General features: G+C 72.0%; 11 protein-coding genes. 4 read left to right on the forward strand and 7 right to left on the reverse strand.

All coding sequences use genetic code 11. The features are described 5' to 3' along the window. Positions 1-4: 4 nt before the first annotated feature. Genes AB0H12_RS17960 through AB0H12_RS17975 form a run of 4 tightly spaced genes read right to left on the reverse strand, consistent with a single transcriptional unit; the run spans position 5 to position 7,766 of the window. The gene (locus AB0H12_RS17960; RefSeq protein WP_499623932.1) at positions 5-1,012 is read right to left on the reverse strand and encodes an SDR family NAD(P)-dependent oxidoreductase; all 1,008 of its coding nucleotides are present in this window, start codon (positions 1,010-1,012) and stop codon (positions 5-7) included. 34 nt (positions 1,013-1,046) lie between these two features. Continuing rightward, complete coding sequence (locus AB0H12_RS17965) at positions 1,047-1,553, reverse strand: flavin reductase family protein (protein ID WP_499623933.1); 507 nt, start codon at positions 1,551-1,553, stop codon at positions 1,047-1,049. Further along, on the reverse strand, positions 1,550-2,008 hold the full coding sequence (locus tag AB0H12_RS17970; RefSeq protein WP_230568990.1) for an acyl-CoA thioesterase: 459 nt from the start codon (positions 2,006-2,008) through the stop codon (positions 1,550-1,552). Before AB0H12_RS17970 ends, AB0H12_RS17965 begins: the two co-directional genes overlap by 4 nt. Before the next feature lies 1 nt (position 2,009). Then, complete coding sequence (locus tag AB0H12_RS17975; RefSeq protein WP_499623934.1) at positions 2,010-7,766, reverse strand: SDR family NAD(P)-dependent oxidoreductase; 5,757 nt, start codon at positions 7,764-7,766, stop codon at positions 2,010-2,012. Between the two features lie 442 nt (positions 7,767-8,208). Here AB0H12_RS17975 and AB0H12_RS17980 point away from each other — a divergent pair, with 442 nt between their 5' ends. Next, positions 8,209-9,189 (forward strand): hypothetical protein, encoded by a 981-nt coding sequence (locus AB0H12_RS17980; protein WP_499623935.1) that lies wholly within the window; start codon positions 8,209-8,211, stop codon positions 9,187-9,189. Positions 9,190-9,214: 25 nt separating this feature from the next. Continuing rightward, the gene (locus AB0H12_RS17985; protein ID WP_499623936.1) at positions 9,215-10,279 is read left to right on the forward strand and encodes a cobalamin-independent methionine synthase II family protein; all 1,065 of its coding nucleotides are present in this window, start codon (positions 9,215-9,217) and stop codon (positions 10,277-10,279) included. A gap of 172 nt (positions 10,280-10,451) precedes the next feature. On the opposite strand, the gene AB0H12_RS17990 is transcribed toward AB0H12_RS17985, so the two are convergent. The 3 genes from AB0H12_RS17990 to AB0H12_RS18000 all read right to left on the reverse strand — a co-directional run bounded on the left by AB0H12_RS17990 (position 10,452) and on the right by AB0H12_RS18000 (position 12,532). Further along, on the reverse strand, positions 10,452-11,219 hold the full coding sequence (locus tag AB0H12_RS17990; RefSeq protein WP_499623937.1) for a helix-turn-helix transcriptional regulator: 768 nt from the start codon (positions 11,217-11,219) through the stop codon (positions 10,452-10,454). Continuing rightward, positions 11,204-11,707 (reverse strand): hypothetical protein, encoded by a 504-nt coding sequence (locus AB0H12_RS17995; RefSeq protein ID WP_499623938.1) that lies wholly within the window; start codon positions 11,705-11,707, stop codon positions 11,204-11,206. The genes AB0H12_RS17990 and AB0H12_RS17995 overlap by 16 nt, the downstream gene beginning before the upstream one ends. Before the next feature lie 111 nt (positions 11,708-11,818). Then, entirely contained in the window at positions 11,819-12,532 is a 714-nt protein-coding gene (locus AB0H12_RS18000; RefSeq protein ID WP_499624119.1) for a helix-turn-helix domain-containing protein, read from the reverse strand. Positions 12,533-13,609: 1,077 nt separating this feature from the next. Here AB0H12_RS18000 and AB0H12_RS18005 point away from each other — a divergent pair. Together AB0H12_RS18005 and AB0H12_RS18010 are read left to right on the forward strand one after the other, a co-directional pair. Then, entirely contained in the window at positions 13,610-13,867 is a 258-nt protein-coding gene (locus AB0H12_RS18005; protein ID WP_499623939.1) for a hypothetical protein, read from the forward strand. A 479-nt stretch (positions 13,868-14,346) separates the two neighbouring features. Next, positions 14,347-15,036: a TetR/AcrR family transcriptional regulator gene (locus AB0H12_RS18010; protein WP_499623940.1), complete on the forward strand. Its 690-nt coding sequence runs from the start codon at positions 14,347-14,349 to the stop codon at positions 15,034-15,036. The last annotated feature ends 192 nt before the right edge of the window (positions 15,037-15,228 follow it).

Consider the following 15,228-nt stretch of genomic DNA (forward strand, 5'->3'; position numbering starts at 1 on the left):
GTGGTCATCGTCGGCCTGCCTGGCGATCGGTCACCGCACCGGTGTCGGCGAGCCACCGCACCGTGTCGGTGACCGTGTCGGCGAACGGACGGGGTTTGAGGTCGAGCGTGCTCGCGGCCGGGTCGACCCGGACCGCCGCGCCGACCGTGGCGATCGCGCCGTACTCGGCGGGGATGTGCCACGGCCAGAAGGGTTGCACCAGGTCGACGAACCGCCCCACGGGCGTCATCATCGCCGCGGGCAGGAAGACCGCCGGCAACGCGCGCCCGGTGGCCTTCCTGATCCCGTCGAGGTACTCCCTGATCGTCAGGTAGTGCCCGGGCCCGAAGTGCCGGCCCGTCACGTCCGGGGACAGCAGCGCCGCGTGCAGCGCCGCCGTGTCCCGGACGTCGCCGATCTGCAGCCCGCCCGAGGGCCACATCGGCATGATCCCGCGCAACGTGTTGCGCAGCCGCTCCACCTGGTCGCCGAGCTTCGGGTCGTGCGGCCCCAGGAGGGGCGGCGGGTAGCTGACGACCACCGGCGCCCCCTCCTCCTGGTGCCGCCTCGCGATGGCTTCCGACGCGGCCTTGGTCGCCGCGTACGGCTCCCGGGTCGTGCCGACCGGCGACTGCTCGCGGATCACCCGCACCCCGGGCCCGAACAGCGCCGCGATGCTCGACACGTGGACGATGCGGCCCGCACCGGCACGGCGGGCGGCGGACAGCACCACCTCCGTGCCGTGTGCGTTGGTCCGCAGCATCTCCGCCCGCCTGCGCCGGTCGAACGAGTACACCGACGCCGCGTGGACCACCGCGTCCGCGCCGCGCACCGCCGCGTCGACCGACCGCTCGTCGGTCACGTCGCCGACGACGACGTCCACGGCGTCGGGCGGCACCTCCAGCGGTCGCGTGGCGGCGTCCACCGCGTCCGCGTCCCGGACCAGCAGTCGGACCCGGTGGCCGGCGCGCACGAGCTCCGCCACCGTGTGCGAGCCGACGAAACCGGTACCTCCGGTGACGGTCACCAGCATGTGCACTCCCTCCCGAAGCGGGCGGACCCGCGGGTCAGACCTGGTGGAACGAGCTGCTGTAGAACAGCAGCGCCGACGCGTCCGCGCCGCGGCTGGAGCTGAGGACCTGCCCCACGAAGATCGTATGGTCCCCGCCCTCGTGGAACTGCACCAGCTCGCACTCCAGCCAGGCCAGCGAACCGTTCAGCAGCGGCGCGCCGGTGTGCGGCCCCTCGATCCAGTCCACCGCGTCGAACTGCTCCGGCCCGAGCGGCCGGCGCTTGTCGGCGAAGAACTTCGCGGTGTCCCGCTGGTCCGCGCCCATGATCGACACGCCGAACCGCTTGGCGTTGGAGATCGCGTCGTGCATCACCGCCGAGTGCGAGATGCAGCAGAGCACCAGCGGCGGGTCGAGGGACACCGAGGTGAACGAGTTCGCCGTCATGCCGTGCGCGTGCTCGCCACCGACCGTCAACACCGTGACCCCGGTCGCGAACAGGGACATGGCGTCCCGCAGCGAGGTCTCCACCATCGTGGGCGCCGCCTCGTACATGTCCGTCATCCCCCCAGCCCGGCGCGGGCCAGCGCCGGGGCCTCGGCGTAGGGCGCGAGCGCCTTCCGCAGGTCTTCGGGCACCCGGGAAGGCACCGTGTTGGTGTTCGGGCCGCGCATGCACGCGATCCGCTGCCTGCCCTTGGCGACCAGGACCTCCTGGCCACCGGTGACCTTGACGTAGTCGAAGCTGAACTGGACCTGCGTCTGGGTCAGCTCCTCCAGCCGCATCCGCACCGACAGGTCGTCGAAGAGGGTGATCTCGGAGAAGAACTCGCACTCCACCTTGAGGGTGAACAGCTTGAGGTCGTCCTGGAGGTCCTGCAGCACGCTCGGCGCCTTCTCCTTCAGGAACATCTCCCGGCACCGCCCCTGCCACCGCAGGTAGTTCACGTAGTACACGTTGCCGACGAGGTTGGTCTCCTCGAACCCGACGGTGTGGCGGATCTCGTAGTAGTCGGTCATGTCAGCTCTCCTCGCCCACGAGCACCGCGAACACCACCGGCTCGGCCCGGTCGATGACGGTGGTCACCCAGGTGGCGACCTTGGCGTCGCCGGTCGACAGCACGGCCCAGCCGTCCGGGTGGACCCGGTCGACGGTCAGCGCCTGCGTGGTGGAACCGGTCTTGCGCAGGCACTCCAGGGCACTCCACACGCGGGTGCCGGAGATGGCCGCCGTCTCGCCCACCTCGGAGGCGAGCAGGTCGCGCACGGCGATCAGGTCGGCGCCGAGCAAACCGGACCAGTCCTCCTCCGACCGGGCGATGGCCTCCTCGACGTCCACGCCGAGGGTGCCGCCCGGGGCCGCCGCGACGAACGTGACGCCCGCGCTGTGCGACGCGGACACCTCGGCGCCGTCGACCTCGGGCTTGCCGTCGGGCCGGTAGTGCACCTCGACGGGACGGTCCAGCGCCCGGCTGAGCGCGAGCGCGGTCTGCGCGCGGCGCTCCGGCGAGGCGTCGGTCGGGTCGGGCTCGACCACGACCGCGCGGCTGCCGCCCAGGACCCGCTCCAGCGAGCGCTCCAGGTACGAGCCGAGCATGGTCGGCGTCCACGGTCCCGCGCCGTCGCGCTTGCGCACGGCCCGCAGCACCAGGCCCTCCCACCGCTCGACGAGCCGGCCGTCGGGGTCGCGCACGTCGAGGTCGTAGGTGTAGCTGTCACCGTCCTGCGACCGCTCGCGGGCGTCCAGCACCACGTACTGGGCCAGCTGGTCGACCGGCGCGGCCAGGTAGAGCCGCTCCACGCTCTGCGGCAGCAGCGTGGCGTCGGGGACGCAGCACTGGATGGCGTGCATCATCACGTCGCGCGTGCCCGGGTCGGCCAGCATCCGGTCCTGCGGCAGGAACGGCGCGAACCAGGTGGCCACGGACGTCGTGGCGACCTCGGCCACCGCGTGCCGGGCGCTCGCCCGCCGGTAGCCCTGCAACCGCTGGAACCGCTTGCCCTGGAACAGGACGCTGCCGTACAGCTCGGTGACCGGGTCGACCGGCACCAGCGGCAGCACCGGAGCGCCGTCGACCACGTCGCCGGGGATCGCCGGCCGCGGGAACCGCAGTCGGGCCCGGAAGTGGTCGGCGGAGAACCCGGTGTCCTCGGCCCTGATCGCCACGTCCACCGTCTCGGCGTCACGGGCCAGCGCGGCGATGCGCACCGTCAGCGATCCTCCCGGCCGCACGACCACCGGCCGCAGGAACTCCACGTCCTCCAGCATCGGCGGCGCGTCGTGCCCGGTGAGGGCGCTGGCCACCTGGGTCATGGCCTCCATGCCGATGACCGCCGGGAACAGCAGGTCGCCTTCGAGCAGGTGGTCGCCCAGGTACGGGTCGCTGCCGTCGGACAGGTCGGCCTCGGTGACCAGCTCGACCGCCGGGTAGTGCACCAGCACGCGGTCCACGAACCGGGCCAGCGGCAGCTCGGTGCTCGCCATCTCCAACGTCGGCAGGCCCGCGGCGCGGCCGGAGACCACCAGCACGGGGCCCACGGTCGGGTCGGCCAGCACCTCGCGCAGCACCGCGATGCCCGCGTCGGTGGAGATCGGCGTGATGCCGTCGCGCATCAGCGCCTCGACCACGCCCAGCCGCTCGCCCATGCCCGCGCCGGACCAGACCGACCACTCCAGGGCCAGCACCCTGGCCTGCGGGTGCTTCACGCCGAAGTCGACGGTCAGCTCGCTCATCCAGTCGTTGGCGGTGGAGTAGTGCGCCTCGCCGCGCAGCCCCGCCCGGCCGATGATGCTGCCGAACGTGACCAGGAGCTTGATCCGCTCCGGGTCGACGGCGTCGAGCACCGCGTTGAGGCCGGTGATCTTCGGCGCCAGCGTGGCGTGGAAGTCCTGTTCGGACAGTCCCGTCAGCGCCTTCGGCTCGTTGCGGCCCGCGCCGTGCAGCACGGCGGTCACCTCACCCAGCTCGGCGCGGAACTTGGCCACCGCGACGGCGATCTGCTCGGTGGAGGTCACGTCGGCCCGCTCGTAGCGGTGCTTGATGCCCGCCGCGGTCATCCGGGCGAGGTTGGCCGCCAGCTCGGGGTCGGCGGCCGGGTCGGCCCGACCGATCAGCGCCAGGGACGCGCCCGAGTCGGTGGCCATCGCGATGGCGCACTCGGCCGTGATGCCCTTGCCGCCACCGGTGACCAGCAGCACGTCGTCCGAGTCGAGCGGCGATCCCTCGGCCTGACCGGACACCGCCCGCAGCACCGGCACGGTCCGCACGCCGTCGGCGTCGTACCGGACCTGCGAGAAGTCCGTCGTGGCCGCGACCTCGGCCGCCACCCGGCGCACCGCGTCGGTGTCGTCGGCGAGGTCGACCAGCGTCACCGGGATGTGCGGCGCCTCCAGGTGCAGCGTGCGGGCCAGGCCCGACGCGCCGAGCTTGTGCTGCACGACCGCGAGCCTGCGACCGGACGCCAGCACGTCGCGCGCGGCCTCCAGGAACAGGCCGACGTGCGCGTCACCGCCCTCCGGCGGCAGCAGCAGGAGCACGCCGTCGCCGGGCAGGCCGGCCTTCAGCGGCTCGGCCAGCGGGTGGCCCTCGGGCGCGTAGACGGTCCACTCGCCCACCGGTCCGGGCGTCGCCGCGAGGAGCTCGCGCTCGACGTGCTCGACCAGGAACGGCCGCACCCACGGCGCGACGCCGGGCACCTCGCCGTTGTCGCGTTCGTCGGTGTGCGCCGTGTCGGCCAGGTTGTCGATCAGCTCGGCGAGCTCGCCCATCCGCACGGTGGCGAAGTTGGTCGTGCCCTCCAGGGCCGGGCGGCCGAGGCTGCGGGTGACCTCGTTGACCAGCTGGCCGACCGTGATGGAGCTCAGGTGCAGGTCGTCCAACGGGTGCGTGTTCGCGGTGATGGCCTCCAGCGGCAGCTCCACGCGCTCCGCGGCCAGGCGGCGCAGCAGTTCCAGCGTGGACTCGCCGTCGGAACCCGTGGTCGCCTCGGACTTCGCCGCCTTGGCCGCCGCGGAGGCGGCCTGCTCGGCCGAGCGCACGTTCGAGTCGAGGGCCGGCGCCGTCTCGCAGGGGCTCGCCAGGAACGTCATCGAGCCGTCCAGCGGCAGGTCGCGGATGACCCGGTCGTTGAACAGGACCTCCGTGCGGACCGGCGCGCCGAGCACGTGCGCGGCGGCGACGACGGTCAGCAGCGAGGTGAGCGAACCGCTGTCGGTGTCGACGGAGAGCGCGGGCTTGTCGGGCGCGATCTCCTCCAGCAGGCCGGTGAGGACGCGGCCGGGGCCGACCTCGACGACCAGGTCGGTCACCGCGGCGGCCTTGCCGGCGGCCTCGTGGAACCGGACCGGGAGAGTGATCTGGTCGCGCAGCAGCTCGCGCAGGTCGGTGCCCGGCTCCAGCACGTCGCCGGTGACGGTGGAGTGCACCGGGCGGATCAGCCGGCCGAAGTCGAAGTCGACCAGCCGCTCCGCCATGGCCTCCGCCGCCGGGGACACCAGCGGCGAGTGGAACGCGTGGGAGACGTTGATCCGGGTCGCCTGCACGCCCGCGGCCCGGGCCACCGCGCACACCCGGTCGACGGCCTCGGCCGGGCCGGACAGCACGGTCTGCGCCGGGCCGTTGTAGCCGGCGATCACGACGTCCTCGCCGGCCGCCAGCTCGAGCGCGCGCTCGGGCGTCGTGCCGAGGCCGGCCATCGCGCCGCCGCCCTTGCTGGCGCTCGCCATGACGCGACCGCGCTCGGCGGCCAGCGACAGCACCCGGTTGGCGCTCAGCGCGCCGCCCCAGTGCACCGCGGACAGCTCGCCGAGGCTGTGCCCGACCGCCGTGTGCGCCTGGATGCCCAGTTCCCGCAGCACGTTCAGCGCGGCGAGGGAACCGGCGACGATGCGCGGCTGCGCCACCTCCGTGGCGACCTGGTCGCCGTCGGTCGGCAGGCCCGCGGCCTGGAAGACCTCCTCGGCGACGGGGAAGCGGCGGCGCAGGGCGCCGACCACACCCCGGCCCGAGCCCTGGCCCGGGAACAGGAACGCCAGGCGGGGCTCCGAGGCCCGCTCGTCGAGGAACACGCCGTCGGCGGCGTCGAAGAGCGTGGTGCCCTCGCTCACCGCGACGATCAGCTTCTCGACCTTGCGCTCGGCCTCCTCGGGCGTGCGGGCCACGACCGCGCCGCGCAGCGCCGAGCCGGTGAGCCGCGCGGCCAGCGCCGACGCCAGGTCGCCGAGCTCGGCGAACGCCAGCTTCGGCAGCAGGGCGGCGACCTCGGCGACGCGGTCCTTCAGCGTCGTGCGGTCGGGCGCGTCGAACAGCAGCACCTCGGCGTCCTGGCGACCGGCGACCAACGCCTTCGTGCGGACGTCGAGCTGCTCGCGGCGAGGCGCGTCGGGCGCGGCCTCCAGGGCGATGTGGGTGTTGATGCCGCCGAAGCCCATGGCCGACACGCCGGCGCGCACCGGCTGGTCCTCCGGCCACAGCTCGGCCTCGACCGGCACGTACATCACGGCGTCGTCGGCGGTCAGCTTCGGGTGCGGGTCGTAGTGGCCCGTGCCCGGAGGGATGACCTGGTGGTGCACGGCGAGGGCCGCCTTGATCAGTCCGGCGACCCCCGCCGCGGCCTTGGTGTGCCCGAAGTTGCCCTTGACGGTGCTCAGCGCGGCGGGTCGGGCGTTCGGGTCGGCGTTGCGGCGGGCCGAGGACAGCGCCTCGATCTCCGTCTCGTCGCCCAGCGCCGTGCCGGTGCCGTGGCCCTCGAAGTAGGACACCGACTCCAGGCCGTAGCCCGCGCGGCCGTAGGCGCGGTGCAGGGCCAGGCGGTGGCCGTCGGCCTCGGGACGGGTGATGCCGCCCTTGCCGTCCGACGAGACGCCCCAGCCGGCGATGGTCGCGTAGATGCGCGCGCCCTTGGCCAGGGCGTCCTCTTCTCGCATCAGCACGAGCGAACCGGCGCCCTCACCCGGCCAGAAGCCGTTGGAGTCCTTGTCGTAGACCTTCATCACGCGCTTGGCCAGCGCGCCGGTCTTGGCGAAGCCGATGACCTCGAACGGGTCGATCGACAGGTCGACACCGCCCGCGATGGCCACGTCCATGTCGCCCTCGACCAGCGACTTGGCGGCGGTGGCGACCGACAGCAACGACGAGGAGCACGCGCCGTCGACGGTGTAGCCGCCGCCGCGCAGGTCGAAGTAGTTGCAGATGCGGCCCGCGATCGTGTTCGCGAGGCCACCCGCCAGGGTGTCCTCGTTGATCTCCGGGAACGGGGCCTTGTAGTCCACTTCCAGCTCGCTCAGGAAGCCCGCGATCTCGTCCTCGGGCCAGCCCTTGCCGGCCAGCGCCGCGGCGACCGTGCGCCGCACGTACGGCCAGCGCAGCCGCATGATGTTCGCGCGGGAGAACTCACCGGTGAGGCTGTTGCCCAGCACCACGCCGGTGGACCGCTTCGGCAGGCCCTCGCCGTCGGGAAAACCCGCGTCGGCCAGCGCCTGGGCGGTCACGTCGAGCGCCAGCCAGTGCGTCAGGTCGGTGGAGCGGAATGTGCTGCCCGCCACGCGGTAGTGGACGCGGTCGAACTCGAAGTCGCGCAGCACCGCGGCCTTCGTGCTGTAGAAGCGGTCGGGCGCCTCGGGGTCGGGGGAGTAGTAGTCCGCCTGGTTCATCCGCTCGTCGGGCAGCCTGCGGAAGGCCCGACGACCGGCCAGTACGTTTTCCCACAGTTCCCCTGTGGAACCGGCATCGGGGTAGCGCAGGCCGATGCCGACGATTGCGATCCGCTCACTGCTCATGCTTTCACCGTCTTTGTGGACATCGGGGATTCGGGATAATCCGTTAAACGGCCGTGCGCATACACAACAAAGGCTCACGGCACTTCGGAAAATGTGCTCGACTTAATACTGCACGACCAACCGACGGCTTGCTTCTCCTATTTTGCCCTCTGACCTGCGCTTTTCCATAACAGCGTGATTCGATTTCTCCGCGCAACGGCGGTCGCGCCGCCACGTCGGCCACCTCGGCCGTCCGCCCCCGACCCACCCGCCGAGGACCGGCGGACCTGCGGGTTCCGGCCGCCCGAACCCGGCTCGACGTGGTGGATCCGTTCGGCCCAGCAAGTGCGCACGATCGAAGAAATCCACGTTGCATCACACTGAGATGCTTCCCGGGCCCCACCAAAGGCGCTGGTCACCGGGCACCCGTCGACCGCACCGCACCGCTCCGGAGAGGGATCACATGGCGCGCACCGGCACCAACCAACAAGACCGACTGGAGCCCACACCGACCGTCGGCACGTCGACGTTCGTCACCGGCAACTTCCCGCGCAGGCGCGGGCTCATCGTCCTGCTCGCCTCCATCGCGGGCTTCCTGCTGACCGTCGTGTGGTCGGCGCACTTCGTCGACTCGGTGATCGGCGACAACGTGGCCAACTCACTGCTGGGCCACGACGCCAAGGAGACCCCGATCCAGGGCATCGCGGCCGGCATCGCGTTCGCCTTCGTCAGCGGCATCGCGGGCACGTTCACCGCGTGCAACATCGCCGCCTTCGGCGCCGTCGCGCCGATGCTCGGCTCCACCCAGACCCGGTGGGCGAAGCTCGCCGCCACGCTCAAGCCGATCGGGTGGCTGTCCGTCGGCATGATCCCGGTGTCCGCGCTGTACGGCGTGCTGGTCGGCATCGTCGGCACGCGCATGCCGCAGTTCTCCACCGCGGCCAACGCGCCGGGCACGCTGAGCAGCCGCAGCATCCAGTCGTTGATCGTGTTCGGCGTCATCGGCCTGGTGATGTTCTACCTGGGGCTCGCCGCGCTCGGCCTGGTGCGCGACCCGTTCCGCAAGATCTCCCAGCGGTTCCCCAACGCCCCGATGGTGTTCATGGGCGTGCTGATCGGCGGCTTCCTGATCGGTCGCCCGTTCGGCCTGTTCCGGAAGATGTTCCGCGACGCGGCGGAGAGCGGGAACCCCCTGTACGGCGCCGCCGCGTTCACCCTCCAGTCGGTTGGCAACATCATCATCATGGCCCTACTGTTCCTCGCGCTGGCCTACTTCACCGGCGGCCGTTTGCAGCGGTGGCTCACCGCCAAACCGAGCAGGATCGCCACTGTGACGGCCGTCGCCCTGATCGTGGCCGGCGTCTTCACCTTCATGTACTGGGACATCAGGCTGCTGGCCCGGCGGGAGATCATCCCCTGGTACCCGACGGCTCCGTGGGCCTGATCACTTCGAGGGGAACAAGGACACCATGGGCATTCCGACCGAGCCGATCGGCAGCGTCCCGCGTCCCGCGGAGCTCGTGCAGGGCTTCCGCGACCACGCGGAAGGCCGGATCGACGCCGCTGCGCTGCGCGCGCTGACCGACAAGGCGTTAGCCGACACGGTGAGCCGGTTCGAGGCCACCGGTTCGCCGGTGGTCACCGACGGCGAGCAGGACAAGCCGAGCTTCCTGACCTACCCGGTGGCGGGCATCGCCGACCTGGCGGCGGGCGGGCCGGTCGTGCCGTTCGCCGACGGGCACACCCGCCAGCTGCCCGTGCTCACCAGCGGGCCGTTCCGCTACGCCGCGCACGCCGTGGACCAGCTGCGCAACGCGCAACAGCTCACGTCGCTGCCGGTGAAGCAGCCGGTGATCGCGCCGTCGGCGTTGAGCCTGCTCTACCCGGCCGACGGGATCGACGGCTACTCGCGCGACGAGTTCACCGCCGACCTCGTCAACGAGACCGAGGCCGACATCCGCGCCTGCCTGGACGCGGGCGCGGCCGTGGTGCAGCTCGACTTCACCGAGGGGCGGCTGTCGCTCAAGCTCGACCCGTCGGGCGGGTTGCTGCGCGACTTCGTCGCGCTCAACAACGCGGTGCTGGAGCGGTTCTCCGAGGCGGACCGGGCCAGGATCGGCGTGCACACGTGCCCCGGCGGCGACTGGGACTCCACCCACAGCGCGGACGTCGACTACGCCGACCTGCTGCCGGAGCTGTTCCGGATCAAGGCCGGCCGGTTCTACGTGCAGCTGGCGAGCGAGCCCGACCGCCGTCGGGTGCTCGCGGTCATCAAGGAGCACCTGCCCGCCGACGCGCGGATCTTCATCGGCGTGACCGACTCGATCGATCCCCGGGTGGAGACGGCCGAGGAGGTGCGGGACCGGGTGCTGGAGGCGGCCGAGTTCATCCCCGTGGACCGACTGGGCACGTGCGACGACTGCGGGTTCGCCCCGTTCGCCGACGACACCTCCACCTCGCGTGACACGGCGTTCGCCAAGATCTCCGCGCGCGTCGAGGGCACGAGGCTGGCCACGGAGGCGCTCGGGGTCTGATCGGCGCCGCGCGACGTCGGCACGGCCGTGCAGCCGTGCCGACGTCGTCGGGTCGGCGAGCCCCGTCCGGACGGCTCGCGCGCCACCGCCCGCACCGGACGCTCGGCGCGGGCAGTGGCGCACCGAGCGGGCAGGTGGCGGGGTTCGGCCGAGGAGGAGGTGCATCAGCGTGCTAGCGCGGAGAGGGCACGGCCAGTTCGGCGCCGGGCGAGTTGCGGGTGTCCAGCTCGGGCAGCGCGAGCAGGATCGGCAGGTCCAGCGCGCACGACGCCCTGGTCTCGATGTCCGCTTCCGCGGTCCGGCCCGTCCACACGGTGACCGCCTCGGTGGCGCCGACGAACAGCGGCCGTCGCTTCGACGGGTTCGGGTCGAGGTCGTCGACCGCGACCACGGCGGCCCGGAGGTGGAACTTCCCCTCGGGCATCGCCTCCAGCCGGTACGGCCCCGCGCCGTCGCGGATGTCGCACGCGACCGGGATGCCCTGCGCGATCGGGTCCTTGAACGCGCCCACGTACACGCGCACCGGCGTCCCGGTCTCCGGCACGCCGACCCACCCGGCCACCGCGCCGGCCCGGGTGTCGTTCGCGGGTCCGGAGAACGACGACAGCGACAGCATGCCGCCGGAGGACAACGCGCGGTAGCGGGCGGGCGGCACGCCGACGCTGCGGGTGAAGCGGCTGGTGAACGTGCCGAGACTGTTGTACCCCACCATGTACGAGATCTCGGTGACGCTCAACGACGTCTCCAGCAGCAGCTGCTTCGCCTTGGTGAGGCGGACGGCGGTGAGGAACCGGCCCGGCGAGGTGCCGGTCAGCGTCCGGAAGACCCTGGAGAAGTAGAACTTGCTCAAGATCGCGGTGTCCGCCATGTCGTCCAGCGAAAGCGGCTCGTGGTAGCGGTTCCACATCGTGTCGATCGCGCGCTCTACCGCACTCTGCACAGCACTCCTCCATCCCCCTCGGTCAAGCGGTCTCGACGAGCGCCCCGGACGGCGGCGGTCTCCCGCTCCCCGTGGCCCGCCGTCAACCCGGATCGGACCCCCGCCGACCCGCCGCGCGCCGCGGCCAGGTCCGCGCGGTCACCGGACAGGTCCGGCACAACACCCCGCCCGACGCGGCCCCCCTGGACCTGCGCCCACCCGGTGTGGAACTCGGCCGCGCCCCGGCGACCGTCGAACGGCAGGCGGTCGCGGACCGCGGCGCACGTCGTCGAGCCGGCACGGGTGGCTCGGCGAGACCGGCGTTCCTCCGACGACGGCTCGACGTCGAGCGGTCGACGTGCTTCGGCCACCTCCGCACAACCCGTGGAGCACGTCCGGCCGACGCCCACCGCCGGTGTCCCACCGGTGAAGCCGCGCACCGGGGACCCGGTTCCCGGCCCGAACGGCGCCAGGACCCGGCGCCGCGGCGACCAGTGCAGGTTGGCCAACGTGTCCTCCCGTCGCTCTCCGGGCCGCCGCGGCCGGCGGCCCGATCGAGGATGCACCCCGGGTGCGAACCGATCTACTCCACGCTTGCGGTGCGGGCGGCGGAACGGCGCCTACCGCCACCCCGCGCCCACCGCCGCGGGCTCCTGCGCCCGATCGCGCAGCCGGACGTTGACCCGCAGGTTCTCCCCCGCGCCGACGGCGATCGTGTGCCCCAGCCCGCCGGCGAGCACCACCCCGGGACCGGGGCGCGCACCGCGCAACGCGACCGCGATGCAGCGGGTGGCCGTGGCGCCGACCACGAGCTCGCGGTCGAGCGGACCTTCGACCAGCGTGCTGGGCGCCGCCCCGACAGCCGGGATCAGGTCGTCGATGATCCCCACGGTGACCACCGACGCGTCGGCGTGCGCGGGCACGTCCAGCGTGCCGACCACCGAACCGCTGCCGCCGAACCGGGGCGTCGGCATCGCGCTGAACACTCGCGAGCCGGTCTCCAGCGGATTGTCGAGATCCGGCAGCGCGACGGCCGCCAGCAGACCGCTGACCTCGGGGTTGCGGTACTGGGTCGGCGAGAGGCCGACCGCACGGGTGAACCTGGTGGTGAACGTGCCGACGCTGCTGTACCCGATCGTAGAGACGATGTCGGCGACGGTCATCCACGTGGTCAACAACAGCCGTTTGCCCTCGAATAATCGGACGGCCGCGAGGTACCGGCCCGGCGGCATGCCCACGGTCGCGTGAAACATGCGGGAGAAGTGGAACGGACTCACCAGCGCGGCAGCTGCGACATCGCGCAGCGTAAGTGGTTCGTAGTAGTTGGAGCGCATCAGCTTGATGGCGCGATGGACGGCATCGTGCACAGTCTTTACCTTTCGGCCTGAATTGCGATCGGATCATTCGCGGCACGGCGCCACCACAGCCGGAGAACACGAACCGGCTGATGGGAGCCGTTGGGAAAGCCGCGACGGTGCGGCGGAGCCTATCCGTACCCACCCATTTCCGGGAATACGGCGGCACTTCTCGCTGGCCCGATCTTCACCACCCCAGATGGCCTTTGTGCGAAGCCCCCATAACTCCGCACCGTGAAGGACGCTAGCAGGGCCGGGTGCCGCTGGTAATTACCCGGGAACGAGAACCGCAATCTGCGAGACGCCTGTAGGCCGTTGTGCCCAACCCGCAGGGCCGCACGGACGCACGCGGACGCATCCGACCACCGAACAGCCCCGCCACTGGTCACCAAGAGTGACCGCTCGTAGACGTACCCCCGAGGGCTCCCGCCCGTCCCAGCGGGAATCACGCCCGTCAACGCCGGCACACATCCGTCCGCAGTGGTACGGATCACCTGACAGGCGTCGCGACCGTCGCCACCAACGGCGTCGCACTGTCACCCGAGGCGTCCTGCCGGCCGCGCCGGCCACCACTCCCCTGCCCCTGATGAGCGATGCCACGTCAGCTGGCATCACAGCCAGTGACCACCGCCTGGAAATTCCACCCGACCATTCCCTCCATTAGCCTACCAGCGAGTCGGGACCCCCGTCGCGGCACTCGACGCGAAAGTCGGGGCACTGCCACCAGGCTTCCACATCGGGATCCCGCAGGCCGGCACCGCGGTCCACGTCCTCCGCACGACCGCAGAACCCGGCCGATAGATCACCCTCGAAAGCCCACTGCCCGGCGTTATGCCCGGCGACTTCGCGACCGATTCCCCAATTTCCCCGGTCGATCCGGAGCACTCGCGAAAGCACCCCCTTGCTTGACCGATGCGACCTGCGTTAGCGTTAGCGGACACGATGCTAGGGATGGTTCCCTCACATCAACCGAACCGTCGACCGAAGCCACGGGCGAACGTCCGACAACCGGGCGCCCCGAAGCCGACCACCGGGGCCGGAAACGGGAAGGTGGGAATGAGCGCAGAACCGAGGATCGGCGGCCGGCGGGCCGCCGGCGGCTCCGCCGACCCCAAGCCCCCGTCGATCTCCGTGGCCGCCAGGACGACCAGCTTCATCAAGCCCATCGCGGACTCGGCACCCCAGGCCGGCTCCGCGGTGGCGCCCGCGGTGGTGGAGAGCGCGGCGCACCGAGTCGCCCGCTCCACCACGGGCGAGGCAGCGGTAATCCCCCGACCGCTGCCTCGCCCCACACCGCACCCGTCGGCGCGGTGACGGAACGCTCCGATGTAGACGGTCGCCGGCCGTTCCCCTTCCGGCGCTTGGCCTTCCACCGCGTGGCCTTCCACCGCGACGACGCCCCGCTCCGCAAGAGCGTCACGGACGTCGGTTCGGCTTGCCGAACGGTTCCCGCGATGGGCGAATCGGGCGTCGAAGCACGGCGACCACGCCACGTCACCGCGATGCCGGGCGTCGACGCGGCCGCGCCGCCGCGCCGCTCCCGACGGGGCCCGTCCGCCCGCCGGCCGCGCGACCGATCAGCGCGAACACGCTCCGAGACCGTTGACCACGCGCCGCGACGATCCGGGTCGTTCCGGCCGCGTTCCGGTCGGACCCGGGGGTGTCCGACCGGAACCACAGGCTCGCGCGGGAGCCGGTGACCCTCGATGGGGGCGAGGAAAAGTCACACGGATGCCGCAGGTTAGCATAACAACGTTACACAAAGAATAACGGCGTTGTGCAACACTGTCAAGGTGAGTCCTCGCAAGCTGGATCCCGGAACCCGAGCCGCCCTCGTCGACATCGCGGCGAGACTCCTCGCCGAGCACGGCGCCGAGGCGCTGTCGACCAGGAAGATCGCCGCCGAGGCCAACACGTCGACCATGGCCGTCTACACGCACTTCGGCAGCATGAGCGGGCTCGTGCGGGAGATGGTGCACGAGGGTTTCGCCCGCCTGGAGCGCCAGTTCGCCCGGGTGCGCCGGACCGACGACCCGGTGGCGGACATGGTCCTGCTCGGCTACGCCTACCGGCAGAACGCCAAGGCGAACTCCCACCTGTACGCGGTGATGTTCGGCGGGCAGTCGCTGGCCGGGTTCTCCCTCACCGAGGACGACCGCCAGTACGGCCGGTACACGCTCGTCACGGTCGTCGACTGCGCCACCCGCTGCATCGAGTCGGGCCGGTTCCGCCAGAACGACCCGCTGCTGATCGCCCACGAGATGTGGATCGCGACGCACGGCCTGGTCAACCTCGAGCTCGGCGGCTACCTGATCGACCCGGTCGACGCCGACCGCTGCTACGACTCGATCCTCAACGGCCTGCTCATCGGTGTCGGTGACGATCCCGCCCTGGTGGCCGCCTCGATGGCGGCGTCGTCCAAGCGCAGGGGGAGCGAGGCCGAGGCCGACTCGGAGCCGGCGGGCGCGGGCACCCGGCGCTGACCGCGCCCCGGGCCCGGCGGACAGGGCGCAGGGGCCCACGTGAACGCGGGCAGCCACCGGCCCTGTCGTCGGTCCGGCGAGGCGATCCGCGTGGTGGGTGCGCACCACGAGGTCGCGCACCGTCCACTCCGGACGCACCCGCACGTCCGGCTCCCGCCGGCCGGCGGCGCCGCGAGGTTCCCGGACGGCGCG

The organism is Actinosynnema sp. NPDC023794, from assembly GCF_040639675.1.
GTDB lineage: Bacteria > Actinomycetota > Actinomycetes > Mycobacteriales > Pseudonocardiaceae > Actinosynnema > Actinosynnema luteola.